The following is a 16180-nucleotide window of genomic DNA, read 5'->3' as shown; positions in this document are numbered from 1 at the left end:
GTTAGGGGCATTTACGGTAGGAATAGTCTTTTTTCCCTCTCGCATCTCACCACCTATCTCCCATGCGCTTGACCGATGCCATGACTCGGCTTGGATCCCCCCTCTCTCACCCTAAACCTGAAATCCGTTCAGCCAAGACCCCTGACCGGATTTTGCACCAGTCCCTTTTTGCACCTCCACCTGGTGATATCCCTGAACAGCAAGATATCCCTGAAAAGAAGCGGAAAAAAGTGGCTGAGCCTGCACCTTCAAAGTTTTCACCCTGGTTGCTTTCCCTGGTCTATCCGCTAGGGCGCTATCTTGTATTTCCGTTTTATTTCAGTACGATCGAAGTCTACGGACGGGAGTACTTACCTCAGTCTGGTCCAGTCATTTTTGCACCAACTCACCGTTCCCGTTGGGATGCAGTGATGGTTCCTTACGCAGTGGGTTGGCATATTACAGGGCGGCATCTCCGCTATATGGTGTCGGCAGACGAGGTGACAGGGCTACAGGGGTGGTTTATTCGGCGGTTGGGAGGGTTTCCCATCAATACCAAGCGACCCGCGATCGCCAGTCTCCGGCATGGGGTAGACCTGTTAGAAGCCGGAGAAACATTAGTCATTTTTCCTGAGGGCAACATCTTCCGTGAGGATCAGATTCAACCTCTCAAACCCGGTTTAGCGCGGTTGGCAGTTCAAGCCGAAATGCAGAAAAAGAACCTGGGCGTTCAAATCGTTCCTATCAGCATCCACTACAGCCATCCCCTGGTTCCTTGGCGGTGTAAGACTAAAGTATGCATTGGCCCTACCATTCAAGTGGCAGAATACTGCACGGGTTCCCCAAAACGAGATGCTGAGCAACTCAATGTCACGCTCCAGTCAGTCCTGGAGCAACTGGCCAATCGCGGCGTACCCCCAATCTCTAATCCCCAATCCCCTTCCCCCAACGCACATGGATCTTAAATTCAACAGAGAAACACAATAGGTATTTCAACGCAGGGTCAGTTAGCAGTGGTAATATACGTAAGTCCCATTGCAACCCTGTCCGATTTACTTGTTTCTTACTGCACCAACGGCCCATGAACCTTTTTGGAAATACCCGTCTCCTTCACACAGTCAGCTTAATTTCTCTATCAGTGATAACAGCGGCTGTCATTGCCAAGCCAGTTAAGATCCTGGCTCAAGAGTTACCACAGGGGCCAAATCAGGCAAAACCCATTGATCCCAGTGATCCCAATGTGGTACGTCCATCTGGGCAAGAAACAGGGATTCTCAGTCTGCAGGCTGGACAGCGCTTAATGCAAGAATCCAACGCCGCCGTTGCTGCTCAAAATTATCCTTTAGCTGTCAAGAAATTAAAAGAAGCGCGTCAGGTCTTCAACCAGCTTTCCAATTTTTACCAGGATCTAGCGAGTAGCTTTTCTGGCATTGATAACCGCATTTCCGATAGCCAGCGTCGTAAAGCCCTGGAAACAGCTCAAATGCGGGACGAAGCAACCTATCAGTTAGCGGTTGTACATCGGGCACAAAACCAGCCGGAACTAGCAGTTCCCCTCCTGGTTCAGATCATTCGCAGTCAACAACCTACCCGGGATTTGGGTCAAAGAGCCTATCAGCAATTGTTTGAACTGGGGTTTGTAGATTCTCCTTATCCCAGAAACCGTGCTGACCAACCCCTGGCTCCATCCAACTCCTCGGCTAAGAAAAAGTAGGCGGTTGGATCACGGTGAACGAATTACCAAACGAGAGTCGCTAGACTAGAGTCAAGGTCAGCCCATAAAATGTCTTATGGGGTAAATTACGTTTCCAACTTTGTCCAGGAGGATGAATGGTTAGTTCCGAGCAGGTTGAACAGGCGATTAAAGCTCAAATACCGGATGCTCAAGTGCAAGTCATCACTCCGGATGGAGAGCACTATGAAGTCACGGTTGTATCCTCCCAATTTGAAGGTAAGGGATTGGTACAACAGCACCAATTAGTTTATCGGGCTATTCAACAAGAAATGCTTTCCGGGGCCATTCATGCGATGGCCGTGAAGACCTACACTCCTCAGGCATGGCAGGCTACAAGTTGAAGGGATGTAGGAGAAATGGCTGAGAATCGTCTAGACTTTGTTAAAGTCTGAGTATCAACTCCAAGCGACAGAAAACCTATGACTCCAGAAACACAAGAGCGAATTGAGAACCTGATCAAACAAAATAAGATCATGGTCTTCATGAAGGGCAACAAGTTAATGCCCCAATGTGGCTTCTCCAACAATGTCGTTCAGATCCTGAATGTTCTGGGTGTTCCCTACGAAACGTTCGATGTTCTGGAAGATCCAGAAATTCGCCAGGGAATTAAGGAATACTCTAGCTGGCCAACCATTCCTCAGGTTTACATTAATGGTGAGTTTGTGGGGGGTTCCGATATCATGATTGAGCTGTATCAAAAAGGTGAACTCCAGCAAGTGGTTGAAGTAGCCCTGGCATCTTAAGGCTTTATATCAGTCATTAAAACCAGATATCCCTGCCAAACGTAGCACTGGCAGGGATTCTTTTTTAGGGATTTACTTGAGCGAAGGGTAGCAGACTCACAGCCGCACAAGCCCCCTGCTGTCCTTGCTCAGCAGACCCAGGAGGGCATTTTAGATGAACAAGAGGACTACCGATAATCTGGCTCGGATTCCTGATTTTGTAGATTAGAGGGGTCGTAGAGGTAACGAGTAATTTCCTCTTCTAAACGGTGAATTAAGTAAGGTTCCAGGCTATTAGACTGGTGGAGGGCCGCTAAATACCCGTCAATATACATCCGCAGGTCATCAAAGCGATAACCCCGGTTCCACAGCTCAACGAGATTGTCTGTTAGCCTTTGATAGTAGCGAATTGTTTGTGTGTCCTGTAGCATAAGTTTTGTATGAAAAGCACAAAGAGCGACCCTCAGAGAGCGGTTTCTGCCGTGCAGACAGGAAACGCCTTTTGGACGCATTCACCAATTGAACCTTGTCCACGTCCAGAATCGTCGTTTCGCTTACAGAAAACTTCAGCTTTCTAGCTGGACTGGGTTAGGCTAGTGTACCTGCATTGGAGCTTGCTATTTTCATCTTAACTTTAAGAAAGCAGGTTCTTGAAATTTGAAAAGGTTTTCTAATCAATTTTTGGAGAATGGCATAAATCCTCCCCGCTCAGATTTCTGGGGTAACAGTCATTACAAAAAGCTCAGTAGGTGCTCTGTTAGATTGATAAGCACGATTTGAAGGAAGTTAGTCTTCTGTGGAAGTTTTTTGTATTCAGATTATTGAGAGCAATCCCCATTTGCGATCGCTCCTGGGATGGCACCTCCAACAGGCAGGGTATGCAGTGTATCAATCTGCTGACCTGCATCAGGCGATGGATGTGTTTCAGCAGCGGCAGCCCACGCTGGTGATTCTGGACTCTGAATTGCCGGATGGGAATGCGATCGAGTTTTGCCGATGGCTCCGGCAGCAACAGTGTCTGATTCTGATGTTGTCGGCTCGCAGTGCAGAGGCTGATATCGTCGAAGGGTTAAAGGCTGGGGCTGACGATTATTTAACCAAACCCTTTGGAATGCAAGAATTTTTGGCTCGCGTGGAGGCACTTACCCGCCGCCGAATAGCGATGCCACCGCCAGTTTCTCTGGAGTGTGGGGAGTTGAAGATTGATCTGGTACATCGACGAGTTCGTTTTAGGGGCGAATTGATCGAACTAACCCCCCAGGAGTTTAGTCTGCTTTATGTCTTAGCTCAAACGGGAGGTATGCCGCTGAGCCGCTCAGAGTTACTGCGAAGAGCGTGGCCTGATGAGATTGATAACCCGCGTACCGTTGATACTCATATCCTGTCCCTCCGCAAAAAAGTTGAGACAGATCCCCGACAGCCCAGTTTAATTCAGACTGTGCGGAATGTGGGGTATCGGTTGAATTTAGAAAGTTTGGCGCGATCAACTCCCAACCCCAACACTGAGTATTCTCACACCCGCAGAAAGCCTGTACCCCCATCCGCTGCCCCTAGCCAACCTCCAGTTCAAAAACCAGTTCAAAAGATGGTGGCTGGAGAACGGAGGCGATCGTAGTAGAGAAGAGAGTAGAGACGTAGAAACGTTCCGGTGAGATGTCTCTACAAGCCGGTAAGGGTCAAATTATCTCGATGTACTACAGTCTCTGGACAGGAGTAGCCCAGTAGTGGCTCGATAGCCTCAGACTGACAGCCCTTAACTTTCTCTAGCTCAAAACTACTGTAGTTCACCAATCCTCTGGCAATTTCCTGACCGTTGCGATCGCACAACACTACGGCATCCTGATGGTCAAAATTGCCTTCCACTGCAATGATACCAGCGGCCAGTAGCGATTTTCCGCCACTACAAATCGCATTCACGGCTCCTTCATCCAGGTAAAGTTTGCCCGTTGGAACCAGACCATGCGCAATCCAGCGCTTACGCGCACTGGCAGGTCGAGGTTGCGGCTCAAAATGGGTGCCGATCGATGCCCCGGCCAGAATTTTGACAATATTTTGGGGAGTACGTCCCTCCGTGATTACTGTCCGCACTCCGGCTCCTGTTGCAATTTGAGCTGCTGACACCTTTGTTTGCATGCCGCCCGTTCCCCAGTTGGAACCGCGATCGCCCACCTGTACCTGCAGAGATTTCAATTCATCCACATGATTAACGACGGAAATTGGTTGGGCATTAGGATCCAGGCGGGGATCGGCAGAGTAGAGGCGATCGACATCCGTGAGCAGGAACAGCCAATCGGCCCCAACTAAACTGGCAACCAGAGCCGAGAGAGTATCGTTATCGCCAAACCGCAATTCATCGACCGCTACTGTGTCGTTTTCATTGACGATCGGAATCACTCCCAGATTCAATAACTCCTGGAAGGTACGCTCCACATTCAGGTAGCTGGTTCGCTGCACCAGATCGCCTCGCGTCAGTAGCACTTGAGCGATCGGTTGTTGCAGGGCGGTAAATAAATCATCGTAAACCCGGATTAAGCGCCCCTGTCCCACCGCGGCTACGGCCTGTTTCAGGGCAATTGTTCGGGGACGATCGCTCAACCCCAGGCGAGCACACCCAACCCCCACGGCTCCGGAGGAAACAAGTACTACCCGGTAGCCCTGATGCCGTAAGTGACTCAAGGTTTCTACCAGACTGGCGATCGTAGACAAGGCCAATCCACCGGCTGGTGGACGGGTGAGACTAGATGTACCAATTTTGACGACAAGTGTTTGCACCATAACATCATCCTAAACAAAGCGCTGACTCTCTATGGTTGAGAGCCAGCGCTTTGCCAAAGTATTCACAAGGATTTATCGTTAGGGTCTTTATATGGCTGACCCCATTTGAACTGTCTACAGAATGGCAGAAATCTGAAAAACTCAAAGAATACGTAATGTTTTCTTTATATTTACTCATACAACCATTTGTTGATTTTTATATATTTTTCAAACTTTAGAGAGTTTTTGATTGATCGTTGGCTAAAGATGCTCCCAGCCGTTGCGATAACCAAACTTCAAAAGAATGGAGCGAGGAGCGGACAGCCAGTTGATCCGGCGTGACCATCGGCTCTACTAGAATCGTGAACATCCCCAGGCGGTTTCCAGCTAGTACATCGGTCAGCAGGCGATCGCCCACCATTCCTACTTGTTCCACAGGCAATTGCATGGCTTCAACTGCCCGTCTAACTTTACGGCGAGATGGTTTTCCAGCCCCGGAGATGTAAGGCAAATCCAGAGATTTGGCAATTCGTCGGATGCGAGCTTCACTGATATTGTTGCTCACTAGCCAGAGAGCAGCCATTTGCCGTACCTCTTCCACCCAGGGGAGTAATTCTTCCGAGATTTGAGCCGCCCGAAAAGGCACCAAAGTCTCATCCACGTCTAAAACCAATCCTTTCAAATGATGGTGTTTAAGCGTGTCTGGAGTGAGTTTTAGAATCGTCCCCTGAACAATCAGGTCAGGTTGTAACAGTTTGCCAAACATAGTTATTGAGGGGTGGGCTTTGCAGCCTCTCGTTGATCGTGAATAGCAGTTTGCGCGGCCTGGTGTTCTTTCAATGTCCGGCTAAAGACATGGGTACCGTCGTACTGCGCCACAAAATACAGGTAGTCCGTTGCTTCTGGATTCAGAGTTGCTTCCAGGCTGGCCTTTCCGGGACTAGCGATCGGCCCAGGCGGTAAGCCAGGATTGACATAGGTATTATAGGGATGGGGAGTCTCCACCTGTTTAAAGGTCAGGGGACGATCAGGAGTTTGTTTAATGCCAAACGCATATTCAACCGTAGGATCAGAAGCCAGGGGCATCCTTTTTTTTAACCGATTATCAAAGACTCCCGCAATCCGTTGACGCTCCTGAGGAACGACGGCTTCTTTTTCGACCAGGCTCGCTAAGGTTACCCACTGGCTTAAGCTGAGATTCGTTTTGCCCTGATGCTGTTGATAAATCGGTAGGGCCACCTCTTCAAAGCGGTCAAGCATCTGCTTGACGATCTCATCAGGACTGACTGTTGCTCCTACCGGAATTTGGTAGGTGTCTGGAAATAAATATCCTTCTAAGCGCGGAAAACCTGTCATGGGGCTAGTAGCGGGGAGCCAGGGATATTCAGCCAGAGAAACTCGCTCTGTTGACGCCAGAAACTCTCGAGCCGGAAAAAATCCCTGTTGCTCAAAATATTGAGCCATTTGTTTGATCGACCAGCCCTCCGGGATCGTGAAACTCTGTTGCGCCACATCGCCTGACCAGATGCGAGCCGCAATTTCTGGCATTGATTGGGTTTTGAAAAGTTGATAGGTTCCTGCTTGAAACCCACCTTTGTCATCCTGTACAGCTAACCAGCGTGCCCAGAGATTCCAGGCCAGAGCTGAGCGGATTAATCCCAGAGTTTCCAGATCTTTGCCAATTTCCTGAGCGGAGGTACCCGGAGGAATCCGGAGATTAATGGGCTGTTCATTGGTTGGGCTGCCAGTAGTCGAGACGGTGGGGGCACTTGCCCAGATCCACCACTGATAACCACACCAGCCCGCAAAGCCCAGCAAGGCTAATACCAGGACTAAGAAAATAGACGTTTTAGGAACTCGCTTCGTCATAAAAAAGGTGCCGATTGCAGCGGACACCCATGAATGTTACCTCTAAGCCTTAAGACTCAGTCGACTCAAATTCATCAAACAGTTGAGCTTCGATCATGGCAAGCATTGGCTCAAGCTTTTTGAGTTCTTCAGAAGAGAGTAGCTTAGGTTGATGATCTTCGTCCATACGCACCAGGATAAAGCAAGGATCTAAAGGAGCGTAAACGGCAAACTCCTGTTCTTCATAGTAAAAACTGGCTAAAAATTGCAGTTCTTCTACTTCTTCTTCATCCTCTGCTGCTAGATCTAAAAACTCATCCTCTTCATCCAGGTCGGGGAGTTCTCCCTCTACGGTCAGCATTACGGCAGTCCGTTTTAGGGTAAGGTTTTGTTCTTCCAGAACCGCTTTGGCGATCGCAAAGACCTGATCAATGACCGCTTCATCTTCAACGGGAACGGCTTCTTCATCCTCATCGTCGGTACCCTGCCACTCAAAAATTTCTACTGGTGAATCGACAGGGAGCAGCAACGCATAGTCCTGTTTATCGACTTCCAAAAAACGCTCAATGGTACAGGCGATGGTACGTCCAGTTTCATCATCTGTCAAAATGATGGTTTCACCATTGATTTCTAAATCGTCCTCGTGCACTGCAGATTTTCCTCCTGGATAGTGCTTAGTCAGCATTCTGCCAATTAGTACAAATTTATGCTCCAGTGTTCTCCCAAAGGGCACTGGCGGTTAAATTTGGGTTGAATTGGAGCGAGCGTTTTGCGATCGTCGCTCATCTAGCCATTGTTGCAGAATCAGGGACGCGGCTTTCCGATCGACCAAACCTTTTTGTTGGGAGGGAGCAATTCCTTCCGCCTGCAGCAATTGTTCTGCCTGAAACGAGGTAAGCCGCTCATCGACATATTCCAACGGCAATTGCAGGGCTTTGGCGATCGCGGTGGCAAATTTCTGGATCTGGCGGGCCTGCGCTCCTAACGTTCCATCCATTGAGTAGGGAAGGCCAACAACTAGGGTGTCAACCTGGCGATCGTTCACCAATTGTTGCAAAGCAGCCAGATCCGCCTGAAACGACTTACGTTCGATCGTCGTGATGCCAAAGGCAATCAATCCAGTGCCATCACAACCTGCTACCCCAATTCGCTTCTTACCAACATCCAGTCCTAAGGCAGAAATTGGCATGAATCGGCCCACTAGCAACACGGCCCTTCTGGAGGAGAGTCTGGGAAATCTTTCCCAGCTAAATCCAAAACCGATTTGTTAATTCCGCCTGGCTTAGAGGCGGATTTTGCATTGCGAGTCGGTGGTTTGAACTTTGCCGGATGGTGAGGTTGAATCAGAGAAATCCGGCTAGGAATGGGCTTCCGGGCTGGTTTCAGACCTTGAAACACCTCTGGCAATTGCAAATCCAAACTGAGCTTGGATTCTCTTACCTTATGCCACACAGAGCGAGACATCATCAATGTGTGGGCAATCCGGCTTGCCCCCAGGCGTTCCAAATATTCCTCCCGCTCTTTGTGATAATCCGAAGAGACCAGTTGCAAGGGGCTTTCTGGAAAGTCTTGGGTAATGCGTGCCATCTGGGACATCAACTCTGGATACAGCCAGGTGTAGGCCGGATTCACCGTCAATTGGGCCTGATGAGGACGGGAACCATTCCGACACAACTGCACCTGGAAGTAGCCGATCGCTGCCTTTCGTTGCGACTCAAACACATAGCCACTGATCACTTCCGTGTGATTGAGCCAGTTCTTGATTCCCTGACACAAGGAACCCACCAGACTGGTTTTGAAATCCTCAACATGGCGATCGAAGACCTGACGTAGCAGGGGCGGCATCGACATCGTATCAAGTTGATATAGCAATTGAGCATCTGCATTACTGACGGGTAACAGGTTCGGTAAATCTGGCTCCCGCTCGGCCAGTTCTTGCAACTCCTCTGGACTAATTTCCCAGTAGGTCATCTGCGCCAGGGGTTGAAATCCATTGTGCCGATACAGGGCCAGCAACTCTGTATCATTCACATTCACTTCCAGTAGCCAGTTGCGGGCTTCCCAGGTCTTCTCAAAACAGTGGCGCAGGAGTAGCGAACCAATATGCAAAAAGCTGGGAGTCTTCACCACGGTTGGGGATTCGCTTAAGTCAGAGGAAAGAGACATCGCTGTTTCCCCCTTGGGAAGCTCAGAGTCTGCTGCGATCTCATTTACAAGCGCCACGCGATCGACCCGCCAGGTACTGCGAGCGCGATTAAAGGGAGATACCTGAATCACCCCTTGCAACTTACTGTCTCGTTCTGCCAGGTAAGCCCCGAATACGTTAGGCCGCTTGAAGAGTGCTCCCAATACCTTGAGTGGGCCATACCAGGGACGATAGGGTTTCAAGTGACTGGTGGGATTAATGGCGTAGCTTAAACCGTCGTCCGCTGAGGCCTGATTACAAAACTGCTCCACCACCTCCCAGTCACCATACTGAACGGAGCGGATTAAGATGTCGCTGTTTTGAGAAAGCATAGGAGTTATCCTTGGGAACGGCTAAGCTCTGAGGAGCATGCTGGCAATATTATCCTAATATTCTAAACGGTTCGGTCATTTGGCGCTGGGTGGAAAAGGTTAAGAGATGGGGATTGGGAATTAGGGATCAGGGAGCAGGAGTTAGGGGTGGCTGGGGTCGAATCAGCACTACAGGCGTTTGTTCGTTGGCGTTGCCTGCTGGATTTTTGGCCAGAGCTTGATTTAACAGGGGAATAGAGGCATCTGGGGTGGCGGCCAGCACTTTGACGGCTCCCAGATCGTTGACATCGACAATCGCAGCGGCTAATCCGGTTTCTCGCTGAATCGCCTCTACCACCTGTTGAGGATGGTCTGGCCCCAACACAATGAACTGATCATAGGGAGGCAGGGTGCCTGTGACATCATCAATGAGTCGGGCCTGCTCTCCAGCCAATTGATAGAACACCCCCCGGCGGCCAAAGACCTTAGCGATCGCTCCAATAAAAAATGCGGCTAACACCCGGACTGGCCCAACAATATCAATCAGCGATTGCATTCCACAAGCGGTTGCCAGACTGGAGGTAGGCAGGAACAGGTAGCAGAGCCGCTTGGCGACCCATCCTGGTTGAATTTCGCTGGGATGCCGGAAGCGACCTTGCATGATAGCGATCGGAGTTTCGCCGATCGTCACGATATCGCCCGGTTTGGCATGGGGACTGACATACCGTTGCACAATCTGGATCGGATCGTCCAATTCGGTTAGCAGATGGGTACGAATTGGCAGCACCTCTGAGTTTGGGGTCGATCGCCAGTTCCTGGAATCCTGCGGCTCTGGAAATTGCAGTGGCACAACCACATGACGAGTTTTGGGAATGCGTCCGGCAGGCCCATAGGTGAGGTAATGCACTTTCACCCAGGCTGTTTTCAACTGGCTCAAATCTGGCCCCTGGATATCTACCTGAATCTTTACCTGGGTGCGCTTCCCGATTTTGACAATATAGCCAAACCAGTAGCCATCAGCACGGGCAGGCTCATCCGGGTGATTGGGAATAACCCGTGCCTGCCAGGTAACGCCCTCCAGACTGCCATCCGAGAGTAAGACCACTTCCGCCCCGATCTCCGGCACCATAATTTCCAGCCGTTGCGTGCGGTTAACCAAGTCCATCTCCCCGAGCAGCACATAATGCTGCGGGTCTTTCACCTGTAGATGCCAGTGGCCAACCGTTGCCACCAATTTGTTACCCAACCGGCGACGATACTGCAGTTCCAACAGCAGCAGGTAGAGCGCAATGACCAGAACGCCAGCAGCGAGGATGATTTCGAGAATTTGGAGCAGCACAGAAAACCTTTGAGGAATTTTGAATTAGGAATTTTGAATCAGAAATTTAAACCAAGTTCAGCTAGAGAACAGTTGTTTTCCGATCGAAGAAACTCCGGTTCTGGACTTGGACAAGGTTTAAGAGGTTTGAATTATGAATGATGAGCATTGACCCTCCAGTTCATAATTCATAATTCTCAATTCCCTTTTAGTATTTCTTCGTCAGTAGAGAAATCGACTTCGGCTTTGTCCCGTCCAGAGGCGATGTAGTCGTTTTCAAAGGAATCTTTGAGGCCGGAGATGAGGTCGAATTCGGGTTGCCAGTAGAGGTCAGTCATGGCTTTTTGCACAGAGGCGAAGAAGTGTTGCACGCGCATGGGAAAGGCTTTGCGTTTGCCGAAGTCGAATTGTTTGGGATCGTAGTGAACAAGCTGTAGAGTGTCAGGAGATTTACCAGCAGCAACGGCACAGGCCCGTGCCAGACCATCGAAGGTGACGTAGCGATCGCCGGACACATTGTAGATTTGGCCCACGGCTTTGCGGTTGCCCAGGACTTTGGTCATGGCATTGGCTAAGTCACGCACATGGCCGAATTGGGTAAAGTGCTGACCGTTGCCAGGAATAGGAATGGGGCGATCGCGGACAATCCGGTCAAAGAACCAGACTTCCAGATCGTTATAGTTCTGAGGACCGTAAATATAAGTGGGACGGATGGAGGTAAAGGGAATTCCCAGTTCGGCCAGGTAAGTTTCGGTGTCGTGTTTCCCTTTGTGGCGACTCTTGGGATCAACCGGATCGCCTTCAATATGGGGCATTTGATCAGATTTCAGATAGACTCCTGCAGAACTCATGTAAACAAAGTGCTTGACTCGATCCTTAAAGATTTCTGCTAGAGGCTGGGTATCACTCAGTTCTCGTCCGTTATTGTCGAACACGGCATCAAATTCCTGCCCATCCAGCAATTCCTTGAGCTGGGTGGCATTGGCGCGATCGCCATGAATTTGTTCTATCCCTTCTATGGGAGCAGGTTTATTCCCCCGGTTAAACAGCACTACGTCATGGCCTTGCTCATACAAAAGACGGGTTAGGGATACCCCAATGAACCGGGTACCGCCCATAATCAAGATCCGCATCGCTTTTTCATCCCAACTGCAATGATTTTTTATCTTACAGGTAAGCGTCAGGGCAGAGGTAGTGTTATGGATATGTAGGTCTTAGAATGAGATAGCAGAATTTGCAAATGAGATTCCAAAGGTGGGAAAGATGCCAGCGGTGCTAAAACCTATACAGTGCCTGAGTTCTGGTAGAACTTAGATCGTCAAGTACAGAAAGTCAACCGTAGGTAATTAACATTACAAGTGTTGCAATTCAAATTGCACAGGCCAAAGTCGTATTCGGAATTATACCTATCAAGGCTATTTGCCAACTTTTAAGCAACAGATTAGTGATATAGCAACCAATGGCAGTGGTATAGGGATTCAACACTCATCTTCAGTCATTTGTCCATTGAGTCTCCTTGCTTTCTGGGCACCACACGGGAGTAATTCCGACTGATGAAGCCTATGATGCTTGCTGACAGCGATCGTCTCTCTTGCTAGTGCTTACCATGCCCACGCAAGCAGCCAGTCCATCTGCTACACAAACTTTGGCATGGGAACCCAGGCATTGGGCATTTTCCCTATTCGGGCACTTGCTCATGGTTCATACTCTCCTGGTTACATACTTTTAAAAAACAAACTGCTAATTATGCAACAAATTAGGTCAATGTCAGCTTTTATGCACAAAAGCCAATTCTTGTATAAGAGTAGACAGTTTTCGGGAGGGAGTTGTGAGTCAAAGAGTTACCATCGCTGTTCCAGATGCACTATTTGAAAGGCTTCAACCCGTGAAACATCAGTTCAATATTTCGGCAATTTGCCAGGAGGCATTAGAAATGGCTGTGATTTGTGAAGAACTCAAAGTTCAGGCTGCTGAACAAGACAATTTGATCGAGCGGTTACAGGCAGAAAGGAAAGTTTTACTCAAAAAAATTCGTCAGGAAGGATTTGAGTTGGGAGTCCGCTCCAGTTCAAAACTGTCCTATGAAGACTTGCGGCATTTTGAACGAGTTATGCCTTTGGCAACTTCCCTAGATGATGAAGTTTTGGACTATCTGTGGAGCTTTTTAGATTTGAAAGAGTATTCTCAACAAGCGCGGATTCAGGATCCTGATTTTGCTTATCTGCTGGAAGTGGATCCCCAAAGCCGGATTGTTTTCGCGCAAGGCTGGCTGGAAGGGGTAGTTTCAGTTTGGCAGACAATTAAAGATCAGGTGGATCTCAATAAGCGATCGCAGGCTGCAGCAATCAAAAAGTCAGTTAAGTTGAGCTTCACCATCTATTGAGACACTATTTCAGACATACTGATGACACTCATAATTTTTTGCCGGAGACACGCTTTTCGGTAAAAAATTTGGCATATCTGCATATCTATAGATAGAACCAATAAATCATAGGATCTATTCTGTATTCAAACTGGTACCAACTTAAATTCACCGATTCAAATCTCAGGTTAGATAACTTTCATACTGAAACCTCAATCTGCGTCATGTTATGCAATTTGAAAATCCAAAATCCAAAATCTAAAACCTAAAATAAAGCTTGTTCAAGTCCAGAATTGGAGTTTCTCTTAGAGGATGTTTGAGAAGCTCTCTTGCTGGTAACGAAACGGTTTAGATCCCCCTAAATCTCCCTTAACAAGGGGGACTTTGAGCCCGGTTTCCCCTTCTTTAAGGGGGACTAAGGGAGATCAACAGACGCCTTTCATTATAACAAATGACTTTTCAAACACCCTCTTATAGGAAAACGATCGTTCTCTAGCTGGACTTGGTTTATTCTGCCATCCTTTACGGAAAACTTGCTGTTGTGCTTGAATCCATTCCTATCTAGCCATCCTTACCCGCTATGGAAACCTACTTGCTGCTTAAACTGCGTCCCCAACCCATTACTTCAGAGAACTTTCAACCCTTTGGGCAAGTCATTTTTGCTGCTGAAGATGGCAAGGCTTATGATGCCAGTGACGCTCAACTTGAGTTACAAAATGGCACTCCACGCCTCTACATCATGCGGCTGCATAACCGGGGAACAAGATTCGATCGCATTACCCGCCATCTGCGCTGTACTCAGTGTTTAGGATCTCTGGAAGGCAAAGAGTGGTTGATGGCCGTTGCTCGTCCCAGTCTGGAGTCTCCTAAACCAGACTGGGAAAGTATCAGAGCTTTTCGGATTCCAGGCAATTGTTTTATTAAGTTAAATCTGGACACTTGGCACACTGGCCCTTATTTTGAAGCGCCCATGATTGATTTTTACAATTTGGAACTGAGTGATACTAACATTGTTGATCACGACACCTGTAATTTGCTGGAAACCTATGGTGTGGAAATCGATCTGATAACCACTGAGTAAATGAAAGATACTGGAACACCTTAAACTCTGGACATCATGGGCGCACAACGAACCCCAGGATTTACAGCAAAAAGTTAATTGGCTCCGCAAATTCCGACTGGAATGTGACCGAGATTTAAGTACAGGACAAAAAACGTAGAACTTGAAAAAATCATCAGCCTTTTGTTCGAGATTTAACAGAACGCGACAAAGAGGGTTTCAATTGACCAACGATGGGCGTAGTCAGCAATCGCTCGACCCGCAGGTTGGGAAGAGACCACCATCAACAATAAAACTGGGTTTTATCCATGAGGCCACCTTACGCCAATGATTGGATGACCATGGGGGGCAGAAGCCGGATCAAATGATCTGGTCATTGTTGCTGAATGAATGCCCCAATAGTCTAGCGGCTCAGGCTCAAGTTGCAGCCTTTGATGCCATGCAACAAAAATTCTCTAAGGATCATGAAATAAACTAATTGTGTTACTCTGCACTCACCACTCGGTTATTGATTGCGCTGCCCTGTACAATCAGGCTAGTGGACTTGGGAGATTACTCAGCGTGAAAGAAAAACTTCTGCAGTGGCTGAATCTGGCCTTGATGGCAGATTTATTTTTTGTACTGTTGAGCTTTATCTGGTTTGCTGCCGCCGTAATTGGGCGCAGTGCCGGATTTCCTCTAGGTCTGGATATCTGGTACAAGCTATGGGATCCTGTGATGCAACCTGCAATCGGTATTTTGATGGCAGGCGCGATCGCCAGTGGCGTGATTAGCTGGCTCAACAAACATCTTAAAAAAGTTGAGAGTTGAAAGGTAAGAGTTGAAATTGGACTTGGTTTAACTTTCTTCAGTTACAACTTCTTCTAGCGCCTGCTTCACGGTTGGATACTGGTATTGAAATCCAGTTTCCAAGGTGCGTTTGGGAATGACTTCTTGCCCTTCCAGAACGACGATCGCACCATCGCCCAGCAACGCTTCGATCGCAAAGGCAGGCACGGGAAGCCAGGAAGGACGATGTATCACCTCGCCCAAAGTATGACAGAATTCGGCCATGCGGACAGGATTGGGGGCAGTCGCATTATAAATACCTGCCATACTGGGTTGAGTTAGGGCCTGCAGAATCAGGCTGACTAGATCATCACGGTGAATCCAGGAAAACCATTGCTTGCCGGAACCGATCGGACCACCTGCAAATAGTTTGAACGGTGGCAGCATTCTGGCGATCGCACCTCCCATCCCCAGCACAATTCCCAGGCGCAGGATGACCAGCCGCACTCCGGCCTCTTTCACTTTCTGGGCTTCACTTTCCCACATCTTACAAACCTCTGCTAAGAAGTCGTTACCCGGATTGCTGCTCTCATCAAAGGTCACTGTTTCACTGGTACCGTAATAGCCGATCGCTGAGGCATTCACCAGTACTTGGGGTTTGGGGTTTGCCTGGACGATCGCCTCGACAATTCGTCGAGTTCCCAGCTTGCGACTTTCCAGAATGGCCTGTTTATGAGCCGCTGTCCACCGTTCTGAGATCGGTTCTCCCGCCAGATTAACGACACCATCGCAGCCCGCGATCGCCTGTTGCCACTCTCCTGCAACGGTTGGGGTATAGGCGACGATTGCAACGGCTGGAAATGCTGTTTTGGGAAACACCTTTGCCGCCCGGTCTGGATTTCTGGTGAAGACAACTACCTGATGGCCTTCTGCCTGCAAGCGTTCCACCAGCCGATGCCCTACGAACCCTGTTGCCCCTGTTACTGCGACCTTCATCTAAATTTCTCCGTATTCCATGCCATTGGCGGCTGCACATGGCTTAGTATACAAAAGTCCTGTCGTAGGAGAAAGCTATTCTCCCTTGGATGAACGGTCTTACCCAGAAGTTGATTGTTCTCACCTGCTGAACCAATCAGAG

18 protein-coding genes are annotated in these 16180 nt (G+C 48.7%); 8 read left to right on the top strand and 10 right to left on the bottom strand.

What is annotated here, in order from left to right; all coding sequences use genetic code 11:
- Positions 1–80: 80 nt before the first annotated feature.
- The 4 genes from ACUVQO_RS02485 to grxD all read left to right on the top strand — a co-directional run bounded on the left by ACUVQO_RS02485 (position 81) and on the right by grxD (position 2457).
- Entirely contained in the window at positions 81–944 is an 864-nt protein-coding gene (locus ACUVQO_RS02485; protein WP_445924315.1) for a lysophospholipid acyltransferase family protein, read from the top strand.
- Positions 945–1117: 173 nt separating this feature from the next.
- On the top strand, positions 1118–1693 hold the full coding sequence (locus tag ACUVQO_RS02480; RefSeq protein WP_445924314.1) for a hypothetical protein: 576 nt from the start codon (positions 1118–1120) through the stop codon (positions 1691–1693).
- Positions 1694–1809: 116 nt separating this feature from the next.
- Positions 1810–2055 carry a BolA family protein gene (locus ACUVQO_RS02475; protein ID WP_445924313.1) on the top strand — a complete coding sequence of 82 codons (246 nt, stop codon included), beginning with the start codon at positions 1810–1812 and terminating at the stop codon, positions 2053–2055.
- 78 nt (positions 2056–2133) lie between these two features.
- Positions 2134–2457, top strand: a complete 324-nt coding sequence (gene grxD / locus ACUVQO_RS02470) for a Grx4 family monothiol glutaredoxin (protein ID WP_445924312.1) — start codon at positions 2134–2136, stop codon at positions 2455–2457.
- A gap of 167 nt (positions 2458–2624) precedes the next feature.
- Here grxD and ACUVQO_RS02465 read toward each other — a convergent pair whose 3' ends face one another.
- Entirely contained in the window at positions 2625–2867 is a 243-nt protein-coding gene (locus ACUVQO_RS02465) for a DUF6761 family protein (RefSeq protein ID WP_445924311.1), read from the bottom strand.
- A gap of 365 nt (positions 2868–3232) precedes the next feature.
- Here ACUVQO_RS02465 and ACUVQO_RS02460 point away from each other — a divergent pair, with 365 nt between their 5' ends.
- Positions 3233–4051, top strand: a complete 819-nt coding sequence (locus tag ACUVQO_RS02460) for a response regulator transcription factor (protein WP_445924310.1) — start codon at positions 3233–3235, stop codon at positions 4049–4051.
- A gap of 44 nt (positions 4052–4095) precedes the next feature.
- Here the strand turns inward: ACUVQO_RS02460 and proB are convergent, their stop codons facing one another.
- The 8 genes from proB to ACUVQO_RS02420 all read right to left on the bottom strand — a co-directional run bounded on the left by proB (position 4096) and on the right by ACUVQO_RS02420 (position 11985).
- Complete coding sequence (gene proB / locus ACUVQO_RS02455) at positions 4096–5211, bottom strand: glutamate 5-kinase (RefSeq protein WP_445924309.1); 1116 nt, start codon at positions 5209–5211, stop codon at positions 4096–4098.
- Positions 5212–5425: 214 nt separating this feature from the next.
- On the bottom strand, positions 5426–5956 hold the full coding sequence (locus ACUVQO_RS02450) for a YqeG family HAD IIIA-type phosphatase (RefSeq protein ID WP_445924308.1): 531 nt from the start codon (positions 5954–5956) through the stop codon (positions 5426–5428).
- 2 nt (positions 5957–5958) lie between these two features.
- On the bottom strand, positions 5959–7059 hold the full coding sequence (gene mltG / locus ACUVQO_RS02445) for an endolytic transglycosylase MltG (protein ID WP_445924307.1): 1101 nt from the start codon (positions 7057–7059) through the stop codon (positions 5959–5961).
- Between the two features lie 49 nt (positions 7060–7108).
- Positions 7109–7723, bottom strand: a complete 615-nt coding sequence (locus ACUVQO_RS02440) for a DUF3727 domain-containing protein (RefSeq protein ID WP_445924306.1) — start codon at positions 7721–7723, stop codon at positions 7109–7111.
- Positions 7724–7777: 54 nt separating this feature from the next.
- Entirely contained in the window at positions 7778–8227 is a 450-nt protein-coding gene (ruvX, locus tag ACUVQO_RS02435) for a Holliday junction resolvase RuvX (RefSeq protein WP_445924305.1), read from the bottom strand.
- A gap of 11 nt (positions 8228–8238) precedes the next feature.
- A complete protein-coding gene (locus ACUVQO_RS02430; protein WP_445924304.1) occupies positions 8239–9555 on the bottom strand; it encodes a GNAT family N-acetyltransferase in 1317 nt (438 codons plus the stop codon).
- Positions 9556–9682: 127 nt separating this feature from the next.
- Positions 9683–10873 carry a F420-0:Gamma-glutamyl ligase gene (locus ACUVQO_RS02425; RefSeq protein ID WP_445924303.1) on the bottom strand — a complete coding sequence of 397 codons (1191 nt, stop codon included), beginning with the start codon at positions 10871–10873 and terminating at the stop codon, positions 9683–9685.
- A 176-nt stretch (positions 10874–11049) separates the two neighbouring features.
- The gene (locus ACUVQO_RS02420) at positions 11050–11985 is read right to left on the bottom strand and encodes an NAD-dependent epimerase/dehydratase family protein (RefSeq protein WP_445924302.1); all 936 of its coding nucleotides are present in this window, start codon (positions 11983–11985) and stop codon (positions 11050–11052) included.
- A 695-nt stretch (positions 11986–12680) separates the two neighbouring features.
- Here ACUVQO_RS02420 and ACUVQO_RS02415 point away from each other — a divergent pair.
- From ACUVQO_RS02415 to ACUVQO_RS02405, 3 genes are all read left to right on the top strand, one after another.
- Positions 12681–13235, top strand: a complete 555-nt coding sequence (locus tag ACUVQO_RS02415) for a hypothetical protein (protein ID WP_445924301.1) — start codon at positions 12681–12683, stop codon at positions 13233–13235.
- 559 nt (positions 13236–13794) lie between these two features.
- A complete protein-coding gene (locus tag ACUVQO_RS02410; RefSeq protein WP_445924300.1) occupies positions 13795–14295 on the top strand; it encodes an ureidoglycolate lyase in 501 nt (166 codons plus the stop codon).
- Between the two features lie 540 nt (positions 14296–14835).
- The gene (locus ACUVQO_RS02405; RefSeq protein WP_445924299.1) at positions 14836–15084 is read left to right on the top strand and encodes a hypothetical protein; all 249 of its coding nucleotides are present in this window, start codon (positions 14836–14838) and stop codon (positions 15082–15084) included.
- A 27-nt stretch (positions 15085–15111) separates the two neighbouring features.
- On the opposite strand, the gene thyD is transcribed toward ACUVQO_RS02405, so the two are convergent.
- Entirely contained in the window at positions 15112–16038 is a 927-nt protein-coding gene (gene thyD / locus ACUVQO_RS02400; protein ID WP_445924298.1) for a thylakoid membrane protein ThyD, read from the bottom strand.
- Positions 16039–16180: the final 142 nt, after the last annotated feature.

It is taken from the genome of Leptodesmis sp. (assembly GCF_052746595.1).
The sequence above is the reverse complement of the archived record's forward strand: the minus strand, read 5'-3'. Positions and strand labels throughout refer to the sequence as shown.